The sequence below is a fragment of the Sphingorhabdus sp. genome (assembly GCF_044239045.1).
GTDB lineage: Bacteria > Pseudomonadota > Alphaproteobacteria > Sphingomonadales > Sphingomonadaceae > Sphingorhabdus_B.
The window spans coordinates 32,417-56,363 of the sequence record NZ_JBIICD010000005.1 but is presented as its reverse complement, the minus strand read 5'-3'; the positions used below and the strand labels follow the sequence as shown (position 1 = coordinate 56,363).

The 23,947-nt window shown below is 57.2% G+C and carries 23 protein-coding genes and 1 pseudogene; 13 read left to right on the top strand and 11 right to left on the bottom strand.

What is annotated here, in order from left to right; all coding sequences use genetic code 11:
- Nucleotides 1-94 precede the first annotated feature (94 nt).
- Together atpA and ACILP4_RS03135 are read right to left on the bottom strand one after the other, a co-directional pair.
- The gene (gene atpA, locus ACILP4_RS03140) at nt 95-1,624 is read right to left on the bottom strand and encodes a F0F1 ATP synthase subunit alpha (RefSeq protein WP_395619292.1); all 1,530 of its coding nucleotides are present in this window, start codon (nt 1,622-1,624) and stop codon (nt 95-97) included.
- Between the two features lie 8 nt (nt 1,625-1,632).
- On the bottom strand, nt 1,633-2,199 hold the full coding sequence (locus ACILP4_RS03135) for a F0F1 ATP synthase subunit delta (protein ID WP_395619291.1): 567 nt from the start codon (nt 2,197-2,199) through the stop codon (nt 1,633-1,635).
- A 221-nt stretch (nt 2,200-2,420) separates the two neighbouring features.
- On the opposite strand from ACILP4_RS03135, the gene ACILP4_RS03130 reads away from it, so the two are divergent.
- Both ACILP4_RS03130 and ACILP4_RS03125 read left to right on the top strand, forming a co-directional pair.
- Entirely contained in the window at nt 2,421-3,098 is a 678-nt protein-coding gene (locus tag ACILP4_RS03130) for a dienelactone hydrolase family protein (protein ID WP_395619290.1), read from the top strand.
- An 8-nt stretch (nt 3,099-3,106) separates the two neighbouring features.
- Nucleotides 3,107-3,646: pseudogene (locus ACILP4_RS03125) on the top strand (methylated-DNA--[protein]-cysteine S-methyltransferase); the annotation flags it as partial.
- A gap of 15 nt (nt 3,647-3,661) precedes the next feature.
- Here the strand turns inward: ACILP4_RS03125 and truA are convergent.
- Nucleotides 3,662-4,402, bottom strand: coding sequence for a tRNA pseudouridine(38-40) synthase TruA (gene truA / locus ACILP4_RS03120; RefSeq protein WP_395619289.1), 741 nt, complete (start codon nt 4,400-4,402; stop codon nt 3,662-3,664).
- A complete protein-coding gene (gene fmt, locus ACILP4_RS03115; protein WP_395619288.1) occupies nt 4,399-5,304 on the bottom strand; it encodes a methionyl-tRNA formyltransferase in 906 nt (301 codons plus the stop codon). The genes truA and fmt overlap by 4 nt, the downstream gene beginning before the upstream one ends.
- 42 nt (nt 5,305-5,346) lie before the next feature.
- On the opposite strand from fmt, the gene recR reads away from it, so the two are divergent.
- A complete protein-coding gene (recR, locus tag ACILP4_RS03110; protein ID WP_395619287.1) occupies nt 5,347-5,943 on the top strand; it encodes a recombination mediator RecR in 597 nt (198 codons plus the stop codon).
- A 31-nt stretch (nt 5,944-5,974) separates the two neighbouring features.
- A complete protein-coding gene (def, locus tag ACILP4_RS03105) occupies nt 5,975-6,532 on the top strand; it encodes a peptide deformylase (RefSeq protein WP_395619286.1) in 558 nt (185 codons plus the stop codon).
- A 48-nt stretch (nt 6,533-6,580) separates the two neighbouring features.
- Here the strand turns inward: def and ACILP4_RS03100 are convergent, their stop codons facing one another.
- Nucleotides 6,581-7,738, bottom strand: coding sequence for a penicillin-binding protein activator (locus ACILP4_RS03100; RefSeq protein WP_395619285.1), 1,158 nt, complete (start codon nt 7,736-7,738; stop codon nt 6,581-6,583).
- Between the two features lie 33 nt (nt 7,739-7,771).
- Here ACILP4_RS03100 and rsmI point away from each other — a divergent pair, with 33 nt between their 5' ends.
- Genes rsmI through ACILP4_RS03080 form a run of 4 tightly spaced genes read left to right on the top strand, consistent with a single transcriptional unit; the run spans nt 7,772 to nt 10,522 of the window.
- Nucleotides 7,772-8,602 (top strand): 16S rRNA (cytidine(1402)-2'-O)-methyltransferase, encoded by an 831-nt coding sequence (rsmI, locus tag ACILP4_RS03095; RefSeq protein WP_395619284.1) that lies wholly within the window; start codon nt 7,772-7,774, stop codon nt 8,600-8,602.
- Entirely contained in the window at nt 8,599-8,949 is a 351-nt protein-coding gene (locus ACILP4_RS03090) for a YraN family protein (protein WP_395619283.1), read from the top strand. Before rsmI ends, ACILP4_RS03090 begins: the two co-directional genes overlap by 4 nt.
- Nucleotides 8,950-8,960: 11 nt before the next feature.
- Entirely contained in the window at nt 8,961-9,923 is a 963-nt protein-coding gene (gshB, locus tag ACILP4_RS03085) for a glutathione synthase (RefSeq protein ID WP_395619282.1), read from the top strand.
- Nucleotides 9,923-10,522 (top strand): DedA family protein, encoded by a 600-nt coding sequence (locus ACILP4_RS03080; RefSeq protein WP_395619281.1) that lies wholly within the window; start codon nt 9,923-9,925, stop codon nt 10,520-10,522. The genes gshB and ACILP4_RS03080 overlap by 1 nt, the downstream gene beginning before the upstream one ends.
- On the opposite strand, the gene ACILP4_RS03075 is transcribed toward ACILP4_RS03080, so the two are convergent.
- The 4 genes from ACILP4_RS03075 to rph all read right to left on the bottom strand — a co-directional run bounded on the left by ACILP4_RS03075 (nt 10,519) and on the right by rph (nt 14,174).
- A complete protein-coding gene (locus tag ACILP4_RS03075; protein WP_395619280.1) occupies nt 10,519-11,406 on the bottom strand; it encodes a tyrosine recombinase XerC in 888 nt (295 codons plus the stop codon). The two genes, ACILP4_RS03080 and ACILP4_RS03075, sit on opposite strands and share 4 nt — an antisense overlap.
- Before the next feature lie 13 nt (nt 11,407-11,419).
- Nucleotides 11,420-12,580 carry a radical SAM family heme chaperone HemW gene (hemW, locus tag ACILP4_RS03070; protein WP_395619279.1) on the bottom strand — a complete coding sequence of 387 codons (1,161 nt, stop codon included), beginning with the start codon at nt 12,578-12,580 and terminating at the stop codon, nt 11,420-11,422.
- Nucleotides 12,581-12,594: 14 nt separating this feature from the next.
- Entirely contained in the window at nt 12,595-13,224 is a 630-nt protein-coding gene (gene rdgB, locus ACILP4_RS03065) for an RdgB/HAM1 family non-canonical purine NTP pyrophosphatase (RefSeq protein ID WP_395619278.1), read from the bottom strand.
- Between the two features lie 236 nt (nt 13,225-13,460).
- Nucleotides 13,461-14,174, bottom strand: a complete 714-nt coding sequence (rph, locus tag ACILP4_RS03060; RefSeq protein ID WP_395619277.1) for a ribonuclease PH — start codon at nt 14,172-14,174, stop codon at nt 13,461-13,463.
- Between the two features lie 82 nt (nt 14,175-14,256).
- On the opposite strand from rph, the gene hrcA reads away from it, so the two are divergent.
- The 3 genes from hrcA (at nt 14,257) to ACILP4_RS03045 (ending at nt 17,443) form a co-directional block, all read left to right on the top strand.
- The gene (gene hrcA, locus ACILP4_RS03055) at nt 14,257-15,306 is read left to right on the top strand and encodes a heat-inducible transcriptional repressor HrcA (protein ID WP_395619359.1); all 1,050 of its coding nucleotides are present in this window, start codon (nt 14,257-14,259) and stop codon (nt 15,304-15,306) included.
- Between the two features lie 93 nt (nt 15,307-15,399).
- On the top strand, nt 15,400-15,975 hold the full coding sequence (gene grpE / locus ACILP4_RS03050; RefSeq protein WP_395619276.1) for a nucleotide exchange factor GrpE: 576 nt from the start codon (nt 15,400-15,402) through the stop codon (nt 15,973-15,975).
- A 70-nt stretch (nt 15,976-16,045) separates the two neighbouring features.
- The gene (locus ACILP4_RS03045) at nt 16,046-17,443 is read left to right on the top strand and encodes an MATE family efflux transporter (protein WP_395619275.1); all 1,398 of its coding nucleotides are present in this window, start codon (nt 16,046-16,048) and stop codon (nt 17,441-17,443) included.
- Between the two features lie 184 nt (nt 17,444-17,627).
- Here ACILP4_RS03045 and ACILP4_RS03040 read toward each other — a convergent pair whose 3' ends face one another.
- Nucleotides 17,628-18,101 (bottom strand): copper chaperone PCu(A)C, encoded by a 474-nt coding sequence (locus ACILP4_RS03040; protein WP_395619274.1) that lies wholly within the window; start codon nt 18,099-18,101, stop codon nt 17,628-17,630.
- 225 nt (nt 18,102-18,326) lie between these two features.
- On the opposite strand from ACILP4_RS03040, the gene dnaK reads away from it, so the two are divergent.
- Together dnaK and dnaJ are read left to right on the top strand one after the other, a co-directional pair.
- Complete coding sequence (dnaK, locus tag ACILP4_RS03035) at nt 18,327-20,234, top strand: molecular chaperone DnaK (RefSeq protein ID WP_395619273.1); 1,908 nt, start codon at nt 18,327-18,329, stop codon at nt 20,232-20,234.
- A gap of 219 nt (nt 20,235-20,453) precedes the next feature.
- The gene (gene dnaJ, locus ACILP4_RS03030) at nt 20,454-21,581 is read left to right on the top strand and encodes a molecular chaperone DnaJ (protein WP_395619272.1); all 1,128 of its coding nucleotides are present in this window, start codon (nt 20,454-20,456) and stop codon (nt 21,579-21,581) included.
- Between the two features lie 19 nt (nt 21,582-21,600).
- Here dnaJ and ACILP4_RS03025 read toward each other — a convergent pair whose 3' ends face one another.
- On the bottom strand, nt 21,601-23,937 hold the full coding sequence (locus tag ACILP4_RS03025; protein ID WP_395619271.1) for a patatin-like protein: 2,337 nt from the start codon (nt 23,935-23,937) through the stop codon (nt 21,601-21,603).
- Nucleotides 23,938-23,947: the final 10 nt, after the last annotated feature.

The following is a 23,947-nucleotide window of genomic DNA, read 5'->3' as shown; positions in this document are numbered from 1 at the left end:
CTTTGCCGTCACCCTGAACTTGTTTGACCGTCGGTCATTTCATTTCAGGGTCTTAAATAAAATGCTGAAACAAATTCAGCATGACGGGTGATTGTTAAGCGAAATTCTTCGTGAACTTGTCGAGAGCTGCCATCAGAGCCTTTTTGCTGTCGTCGCTGAAGTCGCGGCTGTCGCGAATGGTCTTCAAGATACCAGCATGGTTGGCGCGCAAGTCGGCAAGCATCGATTCTTCGTAGCGGGTCACATCGGTAACTGGAATGCCATCGAGATAACCGTTGGTGCCCGCAAAGATCGACGCAGTTTGCTCTTCAAACGGCAGCGGCGAGAATTGCTTCTGCTTCAACAATTCGGTCAAACGTGCGCCACGGTTCAAAAGCTTTTGCGTTGAGGCATCAAGGTCGGAACCGAACTGCGCGAACGCAGCCATTTCGCGATATTGGGCAAGCTCAAGCTTAATCGAGCCCGACACCTTCTTCATTGCCTTTGTCTGTGCTGCCGAACCCACGCGGCTAACCGACAGACCCACGTTAATCGCAGGGCGGATACCTTGGAAGAACAGGTCGGTTTCTAAGAAGATCTGACCGTCGGTGATCGAAATCACGTTGGTTGGAATGTAAGCCGAAACGTCACCAGCCTGTGTTTCGATGATCGGCAATGCGGTCAATGAACCACCGCCATTGGCGTCGGACATCTTCGCGGCGCGCTCCAACAAGCGGCTGTGCAGATAGAAAACGTCACCAGGATAGGCTTCACGACCTGGAGGACGACGCAGCAGCAAGGACATCTGGCGATAGGCCACAGCTTGCTTCGACAAATCGTCATATACGATGACGGCGTGCATGCCGTTGTCGCGGAAATATTCACCCATCGCAACACCCGTGTAAGGCGCGAGATATTGCAGCGGTGCAGGCTCGGAAGCGGTTGCGGCGACAACGATGGAATATTCCATTGCGCCTTGCTCTTCGAGCGCACGAACGATCTGCGCAACGGTCGAACGCTTCTGACCGACGGCGACATAGATGCAGTAAAGCTTCTTCGATTCGTCGGTGCCCTTGTTGACTTCCTTCTGGTTGATGAAGGTGTCGATGGCGACTGCGGTCTTACCTGTCTGACGGTCGCCGATGATCAATTCGCGCTGGCCACGGCCAACGGGCACGAGGGCGTCAAGCGCCTTAAGGCCAGTTTGCACAGGCTCCGAAACTGATTGGCGCGGGATGATGCCCGGCGCTTTTACTTCAACGCGGCTGCGTTGCGTGGTTTTCAATGGGCCCTTGCCATCGATAGGGTTACCAAGACCGTCCACAACGCGGCCCAGCAATTCCTTGCCGACAGGAACGTCCACAATCGTGCCAGTACGCTTTACAACGTCGCCTTCACGGATTTCACTGTCGGAACCGAAGATAACAACGCCGACATTGTCCGCTTCCAGGTTCAGCGCCATGCCCTGAATACCATTGGCGAATTCGACCATTTCACCAGCCTGCACATTGTCGAGGCCGTGAATACGGGCGATACCGTCACCAACCGACAATACGCTGCCGACTTCCGAAACCTGAGCTTCGGTGCCGAAATTGGCGATCTGGTCCTTGATGACCTTGGAAATTTCTGCGGCGCGGATATCCATGTTGCTACTTAGCCTTTCATCGCGTTAGCGAGGGTGTTCAAACGAGTTTTGATGGAATTGTCGATCATCTGGCTACCGATTTTAACAGTAAGCCCGCCAAGAAGTGACGGATCGACTTTGGTCTGGATGGCGACGGTGCTGCCGACGCGCGTTTTAAGGGATGCCAATAATGCCTTAGTCTGCGCTGCGCTGAGTGCGTGGGCGGAGGTTACTTCGGCGGTGACTTCGCCGCGATGGGCCGCGGCAAGCGTTGAAAACGCACGGGCAACAGCAGCCGTTTCGTTCAAGCGGCGGTTGTCGGCGAGCACGCCCAATGTCTTTGCCGTCAGTGCGTCAAGCTTCATAGCTTTTGCAACAGCGGCAATGGCTTTCTTCGCATCGCTACGGCTGAGCACTGGGTTGCTGGTGAGTGCTTTCAGGTCAGCCGATTCGCTCACGGCTTGGGCAATCGCCCGCATGCTCTTTTCAACGGCATCGATCGCCTTCGCGTCGCGGGCCAGTTCGAACAATGCCGTCGCGTAACGGCCAGCAAGACTGGCTTGAATATTAGCGCTTGTGCCGCCGGAATGATCCACGCGTCGAATTCCTAAATTGTGAGACTGAATTACTTGCCGACTGCACCGGAGGGTTGCCCCTTGGTGGCGTCGCGCCGCGCCTAGCAGGGGTTTTGCTGCGATGCAAGATGGCGATTGTTGCTTGTTTCAACCTAATCGTCATCCTGAACTTGTTTCAGGATAACAAACTGCCGTAGGACGTTTTTTGAAGACAGGTTCAGGATGTCATAAGGGAGAGTGCAATGGGCAAAATGATTCGCATGACGATGTCGGATGGCGCGGAAATCGCGGTTTACCACGCCCAAGCCGTGGGTGAACGTCGCGGTGGGCTTGTGCTCGTGCAGGAGATATTTGGCGTAACTGACCATATCCGCGAATTGTGCGATGAATATGCCGCCGATGGATTTGAGGTGCTGTCTCCCGCCATTTTCGACCGCGAGCATCCGGGGTTTGAGGCCGATTATACCGGGCCTGATTATAATCGAGCCGTCCAGTTGGCGCGCGAACTGCACCCGTTCGTGCAGTCGCTCGATGATGCGCAGGTCTGTATCGATGCGCTGAAAGACGCAGGGCCGGTGTTCATCACGGGCTATTGCTATGGCGGCTCAGTCGCGTGGGCTGTTGCTGGGATCAGCGAAGACCTCGCAGCCGCCAGTTGCTATTATGGCAGCCTCATTCCGACGGTCTATGCTGATCAAACCCCGAAATGCGCGACTATTGCGCATTTCGGACGCTATGACGCGGGCATACCGATGGAGGGTGTTGAAGCGCTCATCGACAAAGCCCATCCGACCGCGCAGATATTTGTTTATGACGCCAATCACGGGTTCAATTCCGACCGGCGTAAAGATTATCATGAACCAAGTGCCGATTTGGCACGAGAACGGACGCTTGCGCTGTTTCAAGCGTGTGGTGGATAACGGCGGCTATGGCACCAAGTGCTTGGATTAACGGCGGAGCTGGCGTGTCCATATATTGGGCGGTGGCGGAAACCGCGCTTGGCCCGATGTTGCTGGCCGCAACAGACAAGGGTATTTGCCGCCTGTCGTTTGACGAAAATGAAAGCACGCTAAAGCGCCGCTTTCCGAATGCGACCCTGTTGGGTAAGGGCGGTTCACTCTCGGCGCTGATCGACGGCGCGGTCTTCGCCGTTCAAAACCCAAGGCAGATGCCCCAATTGCCCTTGGATGTCGGCGGCACTGATTTCCAAATGGCGGTGTGGCAGGCATTGCTTGAAATACCCGCTGGCGAAACCCGCAATTATGCCGAAATCGCTGCGGCGGTTGGAAAGCCCGATGCGGTGCGCGCGACAGGTTCGGCCAATGGCGCGAACCATGTGTCGGTGCTTATTCCCTGCCATCGCGTCATCCGGTCAGATGGCGGCCTTGGCGGCTATGCTTATGGGTTGGAACGCAAGCGCCGTTTGCTTGCGTGGGAAAGCGGGCAAGGCGGTCTGTTTTCCGCTTAGGCCGGGAACCCATATTTAAGGATATAGAGCGCGCACAAAATAAAGCCCTTCGGGGGGCGCATTTTCCGCCAGAGCCGAGCGGTCGGCTGCCTCCAGCGCCGCCTTTAGATCTGCAGCTGTCCAGCGCCCAAGCCCGACGGCGACAAGACATCCGACCATGGAGCGGACTTGATGATGCAGGAAGGACAAAGCCGCTGCCTCGATAATCACATGCTGACCCTCTCGCCTGACGTTTAGGCGATCGAGCGTTTTGACGGGGCTGGCGGATTGGCACGCGGTGGAGCGGAAGGTGGTGAAATCATGCAGGCCAACAAGAATCTGCGCCGCGTCATGCATCGCATCGGCATCCAGTTCCGGCCCGACGCGCCAAACGCGACCCTTTTCCAAAGTTAGGGAGGCACGGCGGTTGAGGATGCGATATTCATAAGACCGGCCAATGCAGCTATAACGCGCATGCCAATCATCCGCGACCTCTTCGCATGCCAGTATCGCGATGGGGTGCGGACGCAAATGGGCGTTGACGGCCTCCATCAAGCGGAAGGCCGAAAGGCCTTTTTCAACATCGACATGCGCGCGCATGCCAAGCGCATGGACACCTGCGTCGGTGCGGCCAGCGCTGTAGACCAAAGTTTTTTCGCCAGTGGTTTTGAATATTGCCTCTTCGATCGCGCCTTGGACTGAGGGGCCATGGTCTTGCCATTGCCAGCCCATATAAGGGCCGCCGTCAAATTCGATGGTGAGCGCAAAGCGAGTCATGACAAAATACTACCAGCGGGAATGGCCTTGCCGCGCAAGAGGTCGGCGGTGGGCATGGCCGGTTTGCCGGCGCGTTGGATGCGCGTTGGGCGGATTGCGTTGGTGTTGCAGGCGATGGTGAGTTGGTCGTCCATAATCGTACCTGTCGCGCCATGGGCTGTGACGATGTCGGCCGCCAATATCCGATACCGCTCGCCTTCAAATTCGAACCATGCGCCGGGTGCGGGGCTGAACGCACGGATCTGGCGTTCGACGGCTTCGGCGGACACAGAAAAATTCAACTTCGTTTCGGCTTTGTCGATTTTAGCGGCGTAGGTAACGCCGTCTTCCGGTTGCGCCACGCACGGGAACGCCTCCAAATCGGCTAAAGTCCGGACCATCAGCTCCGCGCCAAGCTCCGCCAGCTCTTGGGTAAGTTGACCCGTCGTCTTGTCGCGGATTTCGATTTCCGTCGTGGCGCGGACGGGGCCCGTATCCAAACCAGCCTCCATCTGCATGACCATGACGCCGGTGGTGGAATCGCCCGCCAATATCGCACGCTGCACAGGCGCGGCACCTCGCCAGCGGGGCAGCAATGATCCATGGACATTTAAGCAACCATGCATGGGCGCGTTTAAGACCGCTGGAGGCAGTATGAGGCCATAGGCAGCGACGATGGCTACATCGAGACCCAGCGCAGCGAAATCAGCCTGTGCGTCCTCCTGACGCAGCGACAGGGGTGATCGTACCAGTAGTCCCAGTTCCTCCGCGCGTTGATGGACCGCAGACGGGGTCAGCTTCTTGCCGCGATTGGCGGGGCGCGGCGGCTGCGTGTAGACAGCGGCCACGTCATGCCCAGCCGCCACCAACGCATCGAGCGTCGGCACTGCAAATTCGGGTGTTCCCATGAAGGCAAGACGCATCGTCACTTTTCCTTTGTTCAAAAGCCCCCTAAGACCCGGCGCATGGCATCGCAAGAAATAGACGCACTCGCACAAGCATTGTCGAAGCTACCGGGGCTTGGCCCACGGTCGGCACGGCGCGTCGTGCTGCATCTCATGAAAAAGCGGGAGAGCGTTTTGCAGCCGCTTTTGCGCGCCTTGCAGAATGTGGAACAAAGGCTTGTGGTGTGCAGCACCTGTGGGAATATCGACACTGGCAACCCATGTGGCATTTGCGTTGATCCGCGCCGCGACATCCGGTCCATCTGTGTGGTCGAGGATGTATCCGACCTTTGGGCGCTGGACCGCTCGCGGCTTTTTCCGGGCAAATATCATGTTCTGGGCGGCCGCTTGTCGGCATTGGATGGTGTTCGGCCCGAAGATTTGAACATCGACGGATTGGTCAGTCGCATTGCGATGGGCGGGGTTGACGAGGTGGTGCTGGCGATGAACGCCACGCTTGAGGGGCAGACAACCGCGCATTATCTGGCCGAGCGGTTGGAACAATTTCCTATCCGCCTCACGCAATTGGCGCATGGCGTGCCGGTGGGCGGGGAGCTGGATTATCTCGACGACGGCACTTTGGCGCAGGCCTTGCGCGCCAGACGCCCTGTCGGTTGATTTATCCAAAGACCGTCCCTATTTGCGACCCATGGCCATATTACCTATTCTTGAAGTGCCCGATCCGCGGCTGAAAACCATTTCGAAACCTGTTGAGAACTTCGACGGGGATTTGAAAATGCTCGTCAATGACATGATCGAAACAATGTATGCTGCGCCCGGCATTGGCCTGGCGGCGATACAAGTGGGTGTGCCTCAGCGCTTGTTGGTCATCGATTTGCAAGAAGAGGAAGCGGAAGGCGAGGAGCCCTTGCGCAATCCGCGCGTTTTTGTGAACCCCGAAATTCTGGACCCGTCCAACGAGCATAGCCTGTATAATGAAGGTTGCTTGTCCGTCCCCGACCAATATGCCGAGGTGGAGCGCCCTGCCCAAATCCGTGCCCGTTGGCAGGACTTAGATGGCAAGGTGCATGAAGAGGTCATGACTGGCCTGATGGCGACATGTTTGCAGCATGAAATGGACCATCTGGAAGGCATATTGTTCATCGACCATCTGTCGCGGCTAAAGCGTCAGATGGTGTTGAAGAAGATCGAAAAGGCCCGCAAAATGGGCGGCGGCCATGTGCATGGCCCGAATTGCAGCCACTGATCCGCTATTTTGAACCCCCGCACGAGGCGGGGTTCCTAACGCTTTCGTTTATTTCGCAAATTGTGACGGCGCCGGGCTGACGGTGACGAATTTGCCAGCCTGAACTTCCTGCACCTCCAGCATACGGTCGGTCAGGCCATTGGGGTTGAAACGAAACGCCCCGTCAACACCGATGAAGCCCTGCGGATCGGTCAACTGCGCCACGGGAAAGCGCGTCCCCGGACGCCAATCACGCGCGACGCGCGCCACCAACAGCACCGAGTCATAACCAAGGCTCGAAAGGCGCAAAGGTGCCTTGCCGAAACGGGCACGATATTTGGTCGCATATTGCGTATAGAGCGTGTCCGATACACTTGCGAACCACGCGCCATATATAGGCGAGCTGCTCGCTAGCGTGCCTTCGATATTCCACAAATCTGTACCCAAGATTTTGGCTGTACGAAGTCCGCCGCGGCGCAGGGCAGGCACGGTTGTGATGGCCGCACGACCGCTGTCGGCAACCAAGATGGCGTCAATAGCGCCCATTTGTGTCAGGCGTCGGGCGGCGGCTTCAGCGGACGCAGCCGTTCCGTTTGTTTCCTGAATACCCACCAACACGCCGCCGGCTGCGCGCACGGCTGTCGTTAAATTCGATTGCGCACGCTGTCCGTAGACATTGGATGCAACGACGCCTGCAAAGCGGTTCATGCCCTTTGACTTGGCATGAAGCACCACGCGTTCAATGGCTTGGTTCGGTAAATGGCCAAGCAAGAACACATTTTGTCCGGCCACGCCGACATCGTTGGAGAAGCTGATGATGGGAACGCCTGCTGGACGTGCGATTTGTGCGACCTCAATCACATTGTCACCGCGTAACGGGCCCAAGATAAGCTTATTTCCATCCGCAATCGCGCGCTGTGTCGCGGCTGCTACACCAAGGCCGGTGTCATAGGTGACCATGCGGATGTTGGTGACTTTGGTATCGGCCAGCGCCAGCGCTGTCGCATTGGCAATCGATTGCCCCACATCGGCGTCAGGGCCAGTTACCGGCAACAAGAGCGCGACACGGTGCATGCCGTCGGACGGTTCCACTGCCAAAGGCGCTTTGCTGCGCGGGACCGTGCTACATGCAGCCAGCAGGACAACCGACGCCAAGACCAGCAGCTTTTTGATTTGGCCTGCTAAAGCTTGCGGCTGCGCGCGCGTTGCGGCAATGGATGCACTCATTTTAGGTTCCTTGGGAAAAAGCTGCATATTCCGATGACTTTCGAATCAGGCTTATATGTCGTTGCGACCCCCATCGGCAACCTTGCAGATATGTCACAAAGGGCGATCGACCTTTTGAAGGCCGCAGACATAGTCGCGGTTGAAGACAGCCGTGTGACGGGCAAATTGCTGCATCATTTGGGCATTAAAAAGAAAATGCGCCGCTACAACGACCATAGTGGGGACGTTGAGCGGGAGTCCTTGGTCGCCGCGGCGCGTGGGGGCGTGATTGCCTTAGTGTCGGACGCTGGCACGCCATTAATCTCCGACCCTGGATATAAGCTTGTCCGATCCGCACGGGCGGCGGGCGTGCCGGTATTTACCATTCCGGGTGCAAGCGCCGTGACAGCGGCTTTATCGATCTGCGGCCTGCCGACAGACCGGTTTTTATTTGCAGGCTTTTTACCCAATAAGGCCAAAGCGCGGGTCGAGACATTGACCGAACTGGGGCAAGTCAAAGCGACATTGGTATTCTATGAAGCTGGCCCGCGTTTGGCCGCAAGCTTGGCTGCTATCGCCGACACTTATGGCGATCGCGAAGTTGCCGTGGCGCGCGAGCTGACCAAGAAGTTTGAAGAGGTCGTCACTGGAACGGCGTCAGAATTGGCGGCGCGTTATGCTGCGCAGGAACCGAAAGGCGAAATCGTCCTCATCATCGGCCCGCCCGCCGACGCGTTGGCGGCGGAAACGGGGGATGTCGATACGGCGCTGAAACAGGCGCTGGAAACGATGTCCGCCGCTAAGGCCGCAGGCGCGATTGCCAAACGCTTCGGGCTGGAGCGCAATGCCGTCTATGCCCGCGCTACGGAATTGAAGGCAAAGTGAACCGCCGTGCCGCCGAACAACGTGGACGGCGCGGGGAGGCGCTTGCCGCTTGGTTCCTGCGCCTGAAAGGATGGCGGATTGTGGGCATGCGCGTGAAAACCCCGCGTGGTGAGGTGGATATCATCGCACGGCGCGGAAAGAGCATTGCCTTTGTTGAGGTGAAGGCGCGGACGAAAGCCGTTGACCTTGCCACGGCGATTGATGCCAGTCGGTTGCGCCGTGTGGCCGCGGCGGCGGAAATCCTCTTGCCCAAATATGGCAAAGAGTGTGAAAATATGCAGATTGATGTGATTATGGTTGCGCCTTGGCGTTTCCCTAAGCATTTGCCAAATGTCTGGCACGGATAGGAACGCACGAAATGACAATCAAAATGGCGGTCCAGATGGACCCTATGGACGGTATCAATATCACTGGCGATTCCAGCTTTGCACTGATGTTGGCAGGCCAAGCGCGCGGTTATGATATTTGGCATTATGATGTCGGTACGCTGACGCTTGATGCCAATGATCGGCTTACGGCGTGGGCGCATCCGGTGCATGACCTGCAACGCGTTGAAGGCGCGCATTACCGTTTTGGCGCGCCGAAGAAGATAGATTTAGGCGCGGATATCGACGTGGTGCTGATGCGGCAGGACCCGCCCTTTCATGTCGGTTATATCACCGCCACCCATTTGCTTGAGCGGATCGATCATGAAACATTAGTGGTCAACAACCCCGCCAGCGTCCGCAACGCGCCGGAAAAAGTGATGGTGCTCGATTATCGGCAATTTATGCCGCCGACGATCATCACCCGTTCGGCAGACGAAGTGCGCGACTTCCAAAAAATACATGGCGCCGTTGTTGTAAAGCCGCTGCACGGCAATGGCGGCAAAGCCATTTTCCGCATTGATGCAGACGGAAGCAATCTGGGCGCTTTGTTTGAGGTGTTCAACAATACTTGGCCCGAACCGCATATGGTGCAGCCATTCCTGCCCGATGTGGCATTGGGTGACAAACGTATCGTTATGATCGACGGCGAAGTGACCGGCGCGATCAACCGGCGTCCGGGCGAAGGCGAGTTCCGGTCCAACTTGGCCGTTGGCGGCAGCGCGGAGTCGACCGAGCTGACGGCGCGTGAAAGCGAAATTTGCGCCGCGATGGGGCCACGTTTGAAAGAGCTTGGCCTGATCTTCGTCGGCATCGACGTCATTGGCGGACAATGGCTGACCGAAATCAATGTGACATCGCCCACGGGTATTGTCGCGATTGATCGTTTCAACGGCACGGATACACCCGCGCGCATTCTTGACGCGATTGAACGCAGATTGTCGGAGAAGAACTAATGGAAGATTGGATCATTCGGCTGGTCGAATGGGGCCATTATTGGGGCGTGGCGCTTCTGATGCTGCTCGAAACGATATTCCCGCCGATACCGTCCGAAGTCATCATGACGGTGGCGGGCGTTTCTTCTGCGCGCGGCACGATGAACCTTGCCGGCACCATTGCGGCGGGCACGGCTGGCGCGATGCTGGGCAATTGGATCTGGTATCGGGTGGCGGTCAAATTTGGCGAAAAACGGATGCAAGTCTTCATCGACCGCTACAGCCGCTGGTTGACGCTCGATTGGGATGAGGTGGAGCGCGGCCAAAGGCTGTTCCGTACGCATGGATCAATCATCGTCCTGATTGCGCGCATGTTGCCGACATTACGGTCGTTGATCTCAATACCGGCTGGCTTATTCGGCATGACGTTTCGCCGCTTCATGATCTTCTCGACGATTGGCACCGCCGGATGGACCGGGGCCTTGGCCTGTGCGGGCTATTTCTTAGGGTCGCAGTTCAAAGACGTTGAAAAATGGCTTGGGCCCGTTTCGACCTTAGTGATCGCAGCTATCGTCCTGACTTATGTTTGGCGATTATTGCGCTGGAAGCCTAAGCCCTAAGCCCGTGGATGGGCGTTCTGATACTCATCCAAAAGCATAGCGGTATCGACAGCCGTATAGACCTGCGTCGACGACAGGCTGGCATGGCCCAATAATTCCTGCAGACTGCGCAAGTCCGCGCCGCCCGCCAGCAAATGCGTGGCAAAGCTGTGGCGCAGGGCGTGCGGCGTTGTCCGGTCGGATAGGCCCAATCGCGTGCGTGCGCCCTGCACCGCGCGGCGCACCAAAGCGGGCGATAAGGGCCCGCCTTGCGCGCCGCGAAACAATGGCTGGTCGGCACTGGCCGCATAAGGGCACAAAACGAGATATGCCTGCATGGCGGTCCGGACTTGCTCCAGCAAGGGCACGATGCGCGTCTTGTTGCGCTTGCCCGTGACGCGCAACGTAGTGCCAAGCGGCAATATGTCGCCCATCAGGCCGGTTGCCTCACTGACGCGCAAGCCGCTGCCATATAGCAGCAAAAGCAACGCCCAATCGCGCGCGCCGATCCAGCCATCCTTGGCATTTTCGGCGACGTCATCGGCAAGGGCCAGCACATCATCAGGGTTTACCGGACGCGGCAGGCTGCGCGGTACACGCGGCCCTTTCATCACCGGCAAAGTCACATCATCGCCCAAGGCAAAGCGCAAAAAATGCCGTACAGCGGACAATTCGCGCGCTGTTGAGCGATTAGTGAGCCCGTCGCCACGCCGGTCGGCCAAAAATGCGCGCATGTCCGCCGATGAAATCTTGTGCAGCGTCGCGCGGGTAACATCATTACCCCAATGGAGTTGCAGGAACCCGGTCAGCCGGTCTGCCGTCGCGTGATAGGCGCGCACGCTATGCGGCGACATCCTGCGGTTGTCGGTCAGGAACGCGAGATATTCGTTGAGCAAAGACGCCATATGCACCACGCTATCAGGCGGAGGCATTTGCCTCAATGTTTACTATTTGCGGCAATATGGCGTCGAGCAATGGCATGCCTTGGGGCGTGACCGTCACATGGTCTCCGTCGCGCGCGATCAGGCCAAGCTGCGCAATTTTGCCCACGGCATCCATATCCAACAAGTCGGCAGCGGCGATGCCCGTCCGTTGCGACAGACGGCTGAGGTCAATTCCTTCCGCTAGCCGTAAACCCATAAGCAAGCTTTCGGTCGCGCGCGTCGCCGCATCAAGATATTCTTCGCTGCTGATGCCATGCATATTGCGTTCAACGGCGGACAGGAAGTTCTCCGGCTTTTTATGGCGCTGCGTTGCGGCGTTCAGCCGCCGCCCATGGGCGCCAGGGCCAATGCCGATATAATCATCATAGCGCCAATAGCTTAAATTATGGCGGCTTTCGTTACCGGGACGGGCATGGTTGCTGATTTCATAGGCCGGGATACCGGCGGCCGATGTCATCTGTCCGGTCAATTCATATAATGTCGCGGCATCATCATCATCGGCGGGCATGAAATGGCCCGTGCGCACCAAAGTTTCAAAGCGCGTGCCCGGTTCAATGGTAAGCTGGTAGAGCGACATATGGTCGGTGCCGAAGGAAAGGGCACGCTGCAGTTCCGCTTCCCATTGGACAGCGGTCTGGTCAGGCCGCGCATAAATCAGGTCGATATTCACGCGGGTGAAATGACGTTGCGCAATGGTCAGCGCGTCCAGGCTTTCTGCAACCGAATGTGCACGCCCCAGAAAGGTCAGCGCGGCATCATCCAACGACTGAAGCCCAAGCGATACGCGGTTGACGCCTGTGGCCGCGAGGTCTGCGAAGCGCGCCGCCTCCACCGAAGATGGGTTCGCTTCCAAAGTGATCTCAATATTGTCCGCAAAACCCCAATGCCGTTCCGCGGCGTCAATCAGCGCGGCGATGGTGGATGGCGGCATCAACGATGGCGTGCCCCCGCCGAAGAATATGGAGGTAAGCTTACGCCCCGGCGTCAGCGCCGCCTCATACGCCATATCCGCCAGCAACGCCGCACACCACGCCGCGTCGTCCACCGTGTCGCGGACATGGCTATTGAAATCACAATAAGGACATTTGGAAACGCAAAATGGCCAATGGATGTAAAGGGCGAGGGGGGCGGCCACCAAATCTCCTCGCGTTAGGAGAATACAGCCGCGACCAGTTGACGGAACGCGTCCGCCCTGTGGCTCATCGCATGTTTCTCTTGCGGGTCGAGTTCGGCAAAGGTCTCGCTGCGGCCTTCGGGTACAAACACAGGGTCATAGCCAAAGCCCAGCAACCCGCGTGGCGGCCAAGTCAGGCTGCCCTGCACACGGCCTTCGAAAATCTCTTGATGCCCGTCGGGCCATGCGAGCGCCAAGGTGCAGATGAAATAGGCGCTTCGGTTGGCATCGGGGCCAAGTTCGCACAGCTTGCCCTCAACCTTGCCCATCGCCATATACCAGTCGCGCCCCGGCCCGCCTTCGAAAGCCTGCTTTTCCGCCCAGTCGGCAGTGTAAACCCCCGGTGCACCGCCCAAGGCAGCAACACACAGGCCGCTGTCATCAGCAAGGGCAGGAAGGCCGGAACCTTGCGCCGACGCATGGGCCTTCAGCAAAGCATTTTCGGCAAAGCTCGTGCCGGTCTCTTCGGGTTCAGGTAGGCCAAGTTCGCCAGCGGAAACGGGTTCGATACCAAAAGGCGCAAGCAAGGCCCGGATTTCGCGGACTTTGCCAGAGTTATGGCTGGCGATGACTAGCCTACCAGGTTCGAGTTTGCGGTGGTTCATAAACGCTTGCCTCAATTAAAAACCCGTCGCCCCAACTGAGGCTGGGGTTCATTACGTCTGTCGGGGTAGAACGACAAGCGCGATAGGCTCCAGCCTTCGCTGGAGCGACGGTTAGGATTTACATCCATATCCACTTCACATCCCACGTCACCCCAGCGAAGGCTGGGGTCCATCACGTCTGTCAGTCTCCCGCGAGTTGCGCGATAGGCTCCAGCCTAAGCTGGAGCGACGATCCCTTACTTAACCGCGTCGGCCTGCGCGGCGAAAATCCGGTCGGTTCCCATGCGCGCAAGGCGGAGCAAACGGAGCAGGCCTTCTTCGTCATAGGTCGCGCCTTCGGCGGTGGCTTGCACTTCGGCAATCTGGCCACCTTCGATCAGAACGAAATTCGCATCAGCATCAGCGTCGGAATCCTCGATATAATCCAAGTCCAACACAGGCGTGCCTTTAAAAATGCCGCAGCTTACCGCTGCAACACGGCCGTTAATGGGGTCTTCCTTGATCGCACCCGACGCCAGCAAGCCATTGACGGCAAGCCGCAAGGCAACCCATGCGCCGGAAATCGCGGCGGTGCGTGTGCCGCCATCGGCTTGCAACACGTCGCAATCGACGGTGATTTGGTTTTCGCCCAATTTCTTTAAATCAACGACGGAGCGCAAAGAACGACCGATAAGACGCTGAATTTCCTGTGTCCGTCCGGATTGCTTGCCCTTGGCGGCTTCACGCTGGCTGCGCGTATGCGTGGCGCGGGGGAGCATGGAATATTCCGCCGTGACCCAGCCTTCACCCTTGCCGCGCAACCATGGCGGAATGCGATCTTCGACACTGGCGGTGACCAGCACGCGGGTGTCGCCAAAACCGATAAGGCAGCTGCCTTCGGCATGTTTGGTGAAATGGGTTTCAATCGAAATGGCCCGCATTTCGTCTGGCGCACGGCCGGATGGACGCATGATAGTCTCCTGATAATGGGTAAGTGGCTGCCATAGCCTGCCCCGCTTGCTTTGCAAGTGCGCGGTGCGCTACACGGTCGCGGTGAGCCAAACACCTATCCATGAATTAAATGACCGGACACGCATCATTTTCCGGATGGTGGTGGAAAGCTATCTCGACAATGGCGCGCCGGTCGGGTCGCGGACCGTCTCCAAATTTGCCGGGTTAAACCTGTCGCCCGCGTCGATCCGCAATGTCATGCAGGATTTGGAGGAAGCGGGTTATCTCGCCTCTCCGCATACCAGCGCCGGGCGGGTGCCAACCGAAAGCGGCCTGCGTCTGTTCGTGGACGGCATGATGCAGTCGGCGGCGCCATCGGTTGAGGAACAACGCGCGATTGAATCGCAAATTCGGGGCGACGGGCCGATTGAAGAGGCGCTGGCGGCGGCAACGTCGGTTTTGTCGGGTCTATCTGCCTGCGCCGGTATCGTGTTGGTGCCAAAGCGGGACGCAGTCCTAAAGGCATTTAGCTTTGCGCGCCTGTCCCCATCCCAAGTGCTCGCAATCATGGTGGGTTCGGACAACAGCGTTGAAAACCGATTGGTGTCGATTGACCCGGCGATTAGCGAATTCATGTTATTGGAGGCCGCGAATTATATTTCGGCGCGCCTGTCGGGATTGACGCTTTCCGAAGCTTTGGAAAGGCTCGACAGCGAAATTCGCGCCGAGAAAGCGGAGCTTGACGTCGCCAGCCAAAAACTGGTGCGCGATGGGCTGGCGATCTGGTCGCTCGATGCGAATGACCGGCCAGTGCTTATCGTGCGTGGGCAATCGAACCTGATCGACGAAGCTGCCGCAGCCGACCTCGACCGTGTCCGGCAATTGCTGGATGAGCTTGAGAGCAAAGAGGAAATCGCTCGACTGGTTGACAGCGCGCGTGAGGCGCAATCAACGCGGATATTCATTGGTTCGGAAAATAATCTATTCTCGCTTTCGGGATCGTCGGTCATCGCCGCGCCCTATCGGGAGGCTGGGGGTAAGGTCGTTGGCGTGATCGGTGTGATTGGCCCAACGCGCCTTAATTATGCGCGCATTGTGCCGATGGTGGACTTTACCGCGCAAGCGCTGAGCCGTTTAATTCGACCGGCTTAAATGATGCGCGGGTTGATGAAATAAAATTGCTTTCTATATGCAAGCAGCAACAACCGACCACGCAGTCGCAACGTAATTGGGTTAATCAGGTTTATGACAGAGAAGAAATCAGCCGCAGCCGATCCTGCTGTAGAAAAAGAACTTGAAGGCGTGCCAGAGCATATGAAGAACGATACGCCAGAAGCGACCGATACTGCCAATGCGCAGATTGCGGCGCTGGAAGACGCGCTCGCCGCTGCGCAGAAAGACGTTTTATACGCGCAGGCCGAAACGCAGAATGTGCGCCGCCGTATGGAGAAAGAGGCGCTGGACGCGCGCGCTTATGCCGCGACAGGTTTTGCCCGCGATGTGCTGTCGGTGTCCGACAATTTGTCGCGCGCATTGGAAGCAATTCCCGCCGAAATGCGTGAGAGTGAGGCAATGAAGCCGCTCGTCATCGGCCTTGAAGCGACTGGCCGCGAGTTGGACAGTGTCTTTGCCAAAAATGGCATCACCCGCATTGCCGCAATGGGCATGCCGTTAGATCCCAATCAGCATCAGGCGATGGTTGAAATTCCCAGCGCGGATGCCGAACCCGGCACCATCGTCGCCGAAATGCAGGCAGGGTATATGATCAAGGACCGATTGCTGCGCCCTGCTTTAGTTGGGGTGGCAAAGGCCGCCGAGTAAGTTCGCCGGCATCATGACCATCACGCCGGGGGTGGTCTAACGCAACGCGCTCGGCTATCGATCGCGTTATATGACCTCAGCGGCAGTTTCCAAGGGCCATCAGTCCCCTTGGCGCGATGAACTTCGTGCGACCTTGTCGCTTGCCTGGCCGTTGATCCTAACCAATCTGTCGATGTCCTTGATTGGCGCGACTGATGTGGTGATGGTGGGTTGGCTCGGGCCAACCGAGTTGGCGGCTGCATCGCTTGGGTTCAATCTATGCATGACGGCGGCGATTTTCTGCATGGGCCTCGTCACCGCGACGGCGCCGATGATGGCGAGCGAGCGCGGGGCAAAGGCACATTCTGTGCGCGATATCCGCCGCACATTCCGGCAAGGGCTTTGGGTCGCGGTGGCGATCATGATACCGATCTGGCTGACCTTGTGGCAGACGGAGGCCATATTGCTGACGCTTGGTCAGCAAGCCGAACTTGCGGTCAAGGCGCAAAGCTATGTCCGCGCCTATATGTGGTCGATTCTGCCATTTTTGTGGCTGATTATCGCGCGTAATTTCTTGTCGGCGCTGGAGCAGCCCTTATGGTCGCTGGTCATCGGTATATTGGGCGTTTTTGCCAATGCGGCATTCAACTATGTCCTGATTTTCGGGAAGCTCGGCGTGCCTGCCTTAGGCATAGTCGGCGCTGGTATTGGCAGTATCTTGGCGAATGTGTTCATGTTTTTGGGCATGGTCGCGGTCATCACTTACCATCCCAAATTTAGGCGCTATCATCTGTTCGGGCGTTGGTGGCGCAGCGATTGGCTGCGGTTTCGGGCGCTGTGGAAATTGGGGCTGCCGATTGGTGTGACCATGGGCTTGGAAGGCGGCGTTTTTGGCGTTGCGGTCATGCTCATGGGGTTGATCGACACCGCTTCGGTCGCGGCACATGCCATTGCGCTGCAGGTCGCAAGCATCACTTTCATGGTGCCGATGGGCCTTGCGCAGGCCGCAACGGTGCGCGTGGGTATTGGCTATGGCCGGCGCGATCTTGCGCTTATCCGCCGCGCCGGTTGGACCAGCTTTGTCATGGGAACGGGTTTCATGGCGGCGATGGCCATGCTGATATGGCTGTCACCAGATTTGTTGATTGCGCTGTTCATTGACCGTGATGCCGCAATCAATGCGGAGGTCGTACGACTGGCCGTCAGCTTCCTTGCCATTGCGGCCTTGTTCCAGATTGTCGATGGCGCGCAGGTCGTCGGCGCGGGCATGCTGCGTGGATTACATGATACCACCGTGCCCATGCTATTCGCGGCCTTCGGTTATTGGGTAGTGGGCATTGGTGTTGGCGCGTGGCTGGCATTTTACCAAGGGTGGAACGGCGTTGGCATCTGGGTTGGCTTGGCGACCGGGCTAGGCATTGTCGCCGTGCTGATGCTCGTGCGTTGGTCAATGCGCGCGCGTCTTGGGTTGCTGCCTTCAGAAGTTTAATATACCGTCATACTGCTATAACGGCGGCGCCCCTGCGACCTTTGCACCGTTACGCCAACGCCCGTTCGCAGATCGTTTCAAACTCCGTTTCGTTATCCTGAACTTGTTTCAGGATAACGGGCCACCGTTGTTTGTTATCCCGAAACAAGTTCGGGATGACGACAATAATGGGAAAAGACATCCCCTAGCCGTCGATTGCTTTTTTCTCGTCCGGGTCGCTGCCATCGATTTCCTGTACGCGCGCCTTTACCAATATGCGGACATTGTTCGAAAACAGAAATTCGGTTTCAATCACACCCAAGCGGCGGGGGATGAGGTTGATGCCCCACATCATCACATGCTTGCCACCTTTTTTGAAGGCGATTTTCTCCCCAGCTGGGATGAGGACGCGGTCCATAGGCGCCATGGTCACAGCGCCGGTTTTTGCATCTACTGTGACATCGTGCATTTCAACGCGAACCGCCGATGGTGAACTGACGCGCAGCAAATGCACATCCTCCGGCCCGCCATAGACATTGAAATGCATGACCGACGGGTTATTGTCGACGGGTGATAAGGTCAGCACCGCTTCCTTCACCTTTAACTGCGGAGTAGGGCCGCATCCGCTGAGCAAAAGGGCCGCCGCAGCGGCGCTGAATGTGAATATACGTCGGTTCATAACATGCTCCTTTTGCTGATAGCTGTGCGCTCTGGTGCGCTCATCCTATACAGAGTTTTCACTTAACTTTTTCCCTATCTAGGAACGCCGAAGTCTTGTGCCAAGAGAATTGGCACCTATATCGCCGCTACAACGTCACGTTATGCGGAACCCCAGTGCCTGATAGGGCTGGTGCGAAACGGGACAGGGTAAAGTTCAATTTTTAAAATTTCGGGGTAAGTTTTTATGGCTAAAGTTATTGGTATCGACTTGGGCACGACAAACAGCTGCGTTGCGGTAATGGACGGCGGCAAGCCCAAGGTCATCGAAAATGCAGAAGGCGCACGGACAACGCCATCGATCGTGGCCTTTGCTAAGGACGGCGAGCGCCTTATCGGCCAGCCAGCCAAGCGTCAGGCTGTCACCAATCCGGAAAGCACCATTTATGCGGTGAAGCGCCTTATCGGCCGCCGCTTCGATGATCCATTGACCAAGAAAGATATGGGCCTCGTTCCTTATAGCATCGTCAAGGGCAAGACCGGCGATGCATGGGTTAAGGCAGGCGGTGAAGAATATTCGCCATCGCAAATTTCGGCCTTCACCTTGCAAAAGATGAAGGAAACGGCGGAAGCTTATTTGGGCGAAACCGTTACGCAAGCGGTCATCACCGTTCCCGCTTATTTCAATGATGCCCAGCGTCAGGCCACGAAAGATGCTGGCCAGATTGCGGGCCTTGAAGTGCTGCGTATCATTAACGAGCCAACCGCTGCGGCGCTTGCTTATGGCATGGACAAGGATGAGAATAAAACCATCGCGGTTTATGACCTTGGCGGCGGCACGTTCGATATTTCGATCCTCGAAGTCGGCGACGGCGTGTTCGAAGTGAAGTCCACCAATGGTGATACATTCTTGGGCGGTGAAGATTTCGACAGCGTGCTCGTCGAGCATCTGGCAGCCGATTTCAACAAGGCCGAAGGCATTGACTTGACTAAGGACAAGCTTGCGCTGCAGCGTTTGAAGGAAGCGGCGGAAAAGGCGAAGATCGAATTGTCGTCCACACAGACAACCGAAGTCAACTTGCCGTTCATTACTGCGGACCAAAATGGTCCAAAGCACCTTGTGAAAACCATCACCCGTGCAGACCTTGAGAAGCTGGTCGATGACCTGATCAAGCGCACGTTGGAGCCTTGCAAAAAGGCTTTGGCCGATGCGGGTATCAAGGCCGATGGCATTGATGAAGTCGTGATGGTCGGCGGCATGACCCGCATGCCCAAGGTACGCGACGTCGTGAAGAATTTCTTTGGCAAGGAACCACATACCGGCGTGAACCCGGATGAAGTTGTTGCCATGGGCGCGGCCATTCAGGCCGGCGTTTTGCAGGGCGACGTGAAGGACGTGTTGTTGCTCGACGTAACGCCATTGTCCTTGGGCATCGAAACGCTCGGCGGCGTATTTACGCGCATGATTGACCGTAACACGACGATCCCGACGAAAAAGAGCCAGGTATATTCGACGGCTGAAGACAATCAGAATGCCGTGACCATCCGCGTGTTCCAAGGTGAGCGTGAAATGGCGGCGGATAACAAGCTGCTTGGCAATTTCGACCTCGTCGGCATTCCGCCTGCACCGCGCGGCGTGCCGCAGGTTGAAGTGACGTTTGACATTGACGCCAACGGCCTTGTCAGCGTGACCGCCAAGGACAAGGGCACAGGCAAGGAACAGCAGATCAAAATTCAGGCATCTGGCGGCTTGTCCGATGCGGATATTGAACAGATGGTCCGCGACGCCGAAGCCTTTGCCGAAGAAGACAAGAAGCGTCGTGAATCGGCTGAAGCCAAGAATAACGCAGAAAGCCTTGTCCACTCCACCGAGAAGCAGTTGGAAGAGCATGGCGACAAGATTGACGCCGCGTTGAAGGGCGAAATCGAAGCGGCTGTAGCGGAAACTAAGACTGCTATCGAAGGCGGCGACGCAGAAGCGATGAAGGAAAAGGCAGGTGCCTTGGCCCAAATCGCGATGAAGCTTGGCGAAGCGATCTACAAGGAAGAGCAAGCCGCCGGTGCATCGGCGGATGCCGCCTCGGACGAAGCGCCAGCCGACGATAATGTCGTGGATGCCGAATTCTCCGAAGTCGAAGACGACAAGAAAGACTGATGTTGAATATTTCCGACCGTCGCAGCAGAAACGCCGCGACGGTCGGAAAGACCGGGGGGTTTCAATGTTAACAAGCAATATGTTCGTCATGGCGACACGCAACAACGTCGTCATCCTGAACTTGTTTCAGGATAACGCACGGCCGTCGTTTGCTATCCCGAACCAAGTTCGGGATGACGAGAATATGTGCGATCAAAAATCATTACGTCTGGGCACGTCATGAATCTCGACATTGATTATTATGAATTGTTAGAAGTCGAGCGGACAGCGGATGAGAAGACGCTGAAAACCGCGTATCGCCGGATCGCGATGGAATGCCATCCCGACCGCAACCCTGGTTGCGACAAATCCGAAGCTAAGTTTAAGGCGATTAGTCAGGCTTATGACGTCCTGAAAGACCCGCAAAAACGCGCAGCTTATGACCGGTTCGGCAAAGAAGCGTTTGAAAATGGCGGCATGGGCGGCGGCGGGGGCCAAGGTGGCGCTGGCTTTGGTGATTTCTCAGATATTTTCGAAAGCTTTTTTGGCGACGCCTTTGGTGGGCGCCAGCGTGGCCCCGCGCGGGGTGCAGATTTACGCTATGACCTTGAAATCTCGCTCGATGAGGCTTTCCACGGCAAGGATGCGGAAATCACCATCGATGTCGCGACGGCTTGCGGCACCTGTGAAGGCACGGGCGCGACGCCGGGGTCAGGCAAACGTCGCTGCAACCTGTGCGCTGGTCATGGCAAGGTGCGCGCACAGCAAGGTTTCTTTGTGGTCGAGCGCACCTGCCCGACTTGTCACGGTCGCGGCGAAGTAATTGAGTCTCCATGCCGTGCTTGCGGTGGTGAAGGGCGGGCGGACGAACGCAAGACCATCGCCGTTAATGTTCCGCCTGGCGTGGACGAAGGCACGCGTATTCGCGTTGCTGGCCGGGGCGAGGCTGGGCCGAATGGCGCAGCGGCAGGTGATCTATACATCTTCATCCATTTGTCGCGCCACAAGGTGTTCGAACGCGACGGCACGACATTATTCTGCCGTGTGCCCGTAAGCTTCACCACAGCCGCGCTGGGTGGCGAAATCCGTATCCCGGGTCTGGATGGTGCTGAACATATTATCGTCGTTCCAGAGGGCATACAGTCGGGCAAACAGCTTCGCCAGCGCGGGGCAGGGATGCCCGTGCTGCAAGGGCGGGGCCGCGGTGATATGGTTATTCAAATCGATGTCGAAACGCCGTCAAAGCTGTCTTCGCGGCAGAAGGAAATTTTGCGCGAGTTCCGCGAAACCGAAACCGGGGCAGAATGTCCGCAATCCACCGGCTTTTTTGACAAGCTGAAAAGCATTTGGGACGACATCACCGATTAAGTTCGGGTGCGGGAGGGGATTAGCTCTGAATCTGGTCGATCTCGGCCCGTAAGGACATGATGAGGGGCTGGATATGCGTCAGCCGATCCTGTTCCTCATCCAATATCGCGTGGAACGCCCGCTTTTTGTAACTTTGCGCGCGCGCCGCCGAAAATGCATGGCCGGGTGGCAGGGACGATATCAGAATATCGATCATCCGTTCCGCGCCATGCAAACGGCCCCATAGATAGTCGTTTTCCCGATAGGCGCGGCTAAAAAACGCCCCGAAATTGTTGAACTCTATGCCCTTTAATGTCGCGGCCGTACCGCCAGTGCGGATGGATACGCAGTCGTCGGGGGATATGCGGTCGACCTTAACAGGGTCAAATTCGTCAAAGCCCTCATCCTGCAACAAGGGCAAGGTGGCGATGTCATAAAGCGGATAGCCCAAATAGCCGAGCAGCATGGTCCGGCGTGCCGCAACGGGCAGCGTCAGCATGGCATCGCACAATATTTTATCAACCTTGGCATCGGTGCGCACCAGATCGCGCTGTACCGCGAGATGGTCGATCAAGCCTGCGGGATCGTCAATGCCAGCTTTGACGGCCAGCGCGAAATCTGCGCCTAAAAACTCCGCCGTTTCCAGATCGAGAAACAAAGCGAGGCAATTGTAAATGGCATCGCGCATCTTGGCGAAATCATCATCCGGCATGTCGATGGCATTTTCGACCTGTTCGGTCAGATGCCGAGCCAGAAAGCGCAAGCGTCGGATGCGGAAACGCAGGTCATGTGCGCGGAAAAAGACAATTTGGCGCGCAGTGGCTTTGCCTTTATGCGGTGACATATGGTCGATGTCACGGGCGCCGATTTCGGTCCAAAGCGCGGCGCGAATGTCACGGAAAAACGCGTTAGATGCGTCGGGCAAGCTGCGGCGCGCGGTGGCGACAATATCATCAACAACGCCAGCGATTTTGAGATGATTATAGGCACGATAGCCGAACCCGGCGGCAACAATTGCCTTTTCTTGCGCCGAATTCCGCCATTTTTGCATACGGCTGGCGGTTGGCTGGGTTAGGAACCACGTCTTGCCCAGCAGCGCCTCGACGGTATCTTCCACCTCATTCCGCAAGCTGTCGATGACGCGTTGCATTCGTTCAATACGTTCCGAACGGCCGGTGATTTTCTCAAGGCTGTCGCGAATGGGCTGCGCCCGCGGAATGTTGGAGGTCGCCCCCAATATCGTCAAGAAAAACCCCGGTGGCTTGCGGGATACATCAGCAGTGCCGTCCGCATTGAGTTTACCAAATCGGAAACTGGGGTGCCCCGGTTTTGGGTCGATATAGACAAAGCGGCGGTCTACTTCACGCCGCGCTGGCCGGTTGCGCAAGGCGGAAATTGCTTGGTTAAACGGCGCATTGGCCAGAACCGATCCATCAATTAGCATCGTATCTTCGGCGGCATTGGCGGCAAATTGCTGCGGCAATATGCATTTCAAAAATGCATTTCGGCCAAGCCATGGGACATTTTCCCGCGCCAGCAAGCGATCCAGTTCACGCACCGAAAATGGCGGGAAGGCGCCCGGAAAACTGGCCGTCGCGCGCGCCGCAAATATCAGCTCGGGAATGTCGGCAAGCCCCGTTCGTCCGCGCGTTGAAAAATCGACGGTGATGCGATGTTCGGACTCGGTGACTTCTTCCGGGCTGTTGAGCCGCAGCACCCGATCATGGCCATAATAATCGGTGACCGTTACAAACAGGTCCAGCGGCTGGTTTTCGGGTAAAAGCGGCGGCTCTATTACGCTCTTGGCCATAATGTTCAACGCGTCGAGCAGCAATTTCGAAAACACATTCCCGCCAAATGGTGGCGCAAACCAGCGGGCGCGGATAAAGCGCGACAGCTTGGCGGCAACCTCCGCTTGCGCTTCCTTCGCAACGGTTCGTTCAACTGCGCCACCGCGCCGACGCAAGATCATCCACGCAATGGGCGTCGCCCAAAATTTGGTGAAGCGCGACAGCGGGCGGGCGTCCGGATCCAGCAACACATCGACGTCTGCCATGTCCAGCCACATGTCGGTCAACGGCTCCAAAGATTGGCCGGTGACGATAGCTTGCGACAGGAAAATGCCGTTGATGCCGCCTGCGCTTGACCCCGCAATGATGTCCGTCAAAACCCGCAGCTTCACGCCACTAACCTGCGACATTTCCGTGAGCAGGTCGTGATAGACAATTTCGCTACGCCGGGTGGGCGGTGTGCCGTCATGAAAAGCGCGGCTCGCGCGGACCATGTGCCAAATCTCACGCGTGACGCCATGCATGTAAATGGCAAGGCTCACCCCGCCATAACAAATGAGCGCCAGCCTGAGTTCTTTTTCGCGCATGTCCATGATG

Excerpts from the sequence above, each read along its gene's own strand:
- grpE (WP_395619276.1), top strand. The coding sequence starts at position 15,400 with ATGACAGAGAAGAAATCAGCCGCAGCCGATCCTGCTGTAGAAAAAGAA.
- truA (WP_395619289.1), bottom strand. The coding sequence starts at position 4,402 with ATGACTCGCTTTGCGCTCACCATCGAATTTGACGGCGGCCCTTATATG.
- ACILP4_RS03075 (WP_395619280.1), bottom strand. The coding sequence starts at position 11,406 with ATGGCGTCTTTGCTCAACGAATATCTCGCGTTCCTGACCGACAACCGC.
- def (WP_395619286.1), top strand. The coding sequence starts at position 5,975 with ATGGCCATATTACCTATTCTTGAAGTGCCCGATCCGCGGCTGAAAACC.
- rdgB (WP_395619278.1), bottom strand. The coding sequence starts at position 13,224 with ATGAACCACCGCAAACTCGAACCTGGTAGGCTAGTCATCGCCAGCCAT.
- ACILP4_RS03045 (WP_395619275.1), top strand. The coding sequence starts at position 16,046 with ATGACCTCAGCGGCAGTTTCCAAGGGCCATCAGTCCCCTTGGCGCGAT.
- ACILP4_RS03100 (WP_395619285.1), bottom strand. The coding sequence starts at position 7,738 with ATGAGTGCATCCATTGCCGCAACGCGCGCGCAGCCGCAAGCTTTAGCA.
- rsmI (WP_395619284.1), top strand. The coding sequence starts at position 7,772 with ATGACTTTCGAATCAGGCTTATATGTCGTTGCGACCCCCATCGGCAAC.
- rph (WP_395619277.1), bottom strand. The coding sequence starts at position 14,174 with ATGCGTCCATCCGGCCGTGCGCCAGACGAAATGCGGGCCATTTCGATT.
- ACILP4_RS03025 (WP_395619271.1), bottom strand. The coding sequence starts at position 23,937 with ATGCGCGAAAAAGAACTCAGGCTGGCGCTCATTTGTTATGGCGGGGTG.
- atpA (WP_395619292.1), bottom strand. The coding sequence starts at position 1,624 with ATGGATATCCGCGCCGCAGAAATTTCCAAGGTCATCAAGGACCAGATC.
- ACILP4_RS03130 (WP_395619290.1), top strand. The coding sequence starts at position 2,421 with ATGGGCAAAATGATTCGCATGACGATGTCGGATGGCGCGGAAATCGCG.
- recR (WP_395619287.1), top strand. The coding sequence starts at position 5,347 with ATGGCATCGCAAGAAATAGACGCACTCGCACAAGCATTGTCGAAGCTA.
- gshB (WP_395619282.1), top strand. The coding sequence starts at position 8,961 with ATGACAATCAAAATGGCGGTCCAGATGGACCCTATGGACGGTATCAAT.
- dnaK (WP_395619273.1), top strand. The coding sequence starts at position 18,327 with ATGGCTAAAGTTATTGGTATCGACTTGGGCACGACAAACAGCTGCGTT.
- dnaJ (WP_395619272.1), top strand. The coding sequence starts at position 20,454 with ATGAATCTCGACATTGATTATTATGAATTGTTAGAAGTCGAGCGGACA.
- ACILP4_RS03040 (WP_395619274.1), bottom strand. The coding sequence starts at position 18,101 with ATGAACCGACGTATATTCACATTCAGCGCCGCTGCGGCGGCCCTTTTG.
- fmt (WP_395619288.1), bottom strand. The coding sequence starts at position 5,304 with ATGCGTCTTGCCTTCATGGGAACACCCGAATTTGCAGTGCCGACGCTC.
- ACILP4_RS03080 (WP_395619281.1), top strand. The coding sequence starts at position 9,923 with ATGGAAGATTGGATCATTCGGCTGGTCGAATGGGGCCATTATTGGGGC.